The 578-nt window shown below is 74.2% G+C and carries 1 pseudogene; it reads left to right on the top strand.

Annotated elements, in window-relative coordinates:
• Positions 1-293: 293 nt before the first annotated feature.
• Positions 294-578: pseudogene (locus VP06_RS33530) on the top strand (bacteriohopanetetrol glucosamine biosynthesis glycosyltransferase HpnI); the annotation flags it as partial.

The following is a 578-nucleotide window of genomic DNA, read 5'->3' as shown; positions in this document are numbered from 1 at the left end:
GTCTATCTCCAGGGCACGGTGAGCGAGGCCGGCACCCTGCGGACCGGCTTCTCCGAGCCGCTCCAGGAGGGCGGGCCCGACGGCCTGCTGACCCATCTGCGCAAGTCGACCGAGACGATGCTGGCCGCGCCGGCGCCGAAGGCCCCTTAAGCGAGAGGCGCCAGCGCCGGGCTCCCCTCGCATGCCCGTCGCGACCGGACGGGCGGCGGCAGACCGGCCGTCCGCCGCGCCTCAACGACACAGCCCGCCGCGCCCCCGCACGGCCAACTCCTCCCAGGGAACACCGCCTCGCCATGGAATGGACCTGGATCTCCACCCCCCTGCTCGTCCTGGCGCTCGCCGGATGCATCTACGGCCTGACCACCGCGTGGCTCGCCGGGCGCCTCGCCCGGCGCCCGGCGCCGCGCCTGTCCGCCGGGGCGGCCCGCCCCTCCGTGACCCTGCTCAAGCCGCTCTGCGGCGACGAGCCGAACCTGCACCATAACCTGACCACCTTCTGCGCCCAGGCCTATGCGGGCGCCGTCCAGGTGATCTTCGGGGTGCAGAACGCCGCCGATCCGGCCATCGCCGTGGTGCAT

This window comes from Methylobacterium aquaticum, assembly GCF_001043915.1.
GTDB classification, from domain to species: domain Bacteria; phylum Pseudomonadota; class Alphaproteobacteria; order Rhizobiales; family Beijerinckiaceae; genus Methylobacterium; species Methylobacterium aquaticum.
Note: the sequence above shows the minus strand (reverse complement) of the source record. Positions and strands in the feature narration are given on the sequence as shown.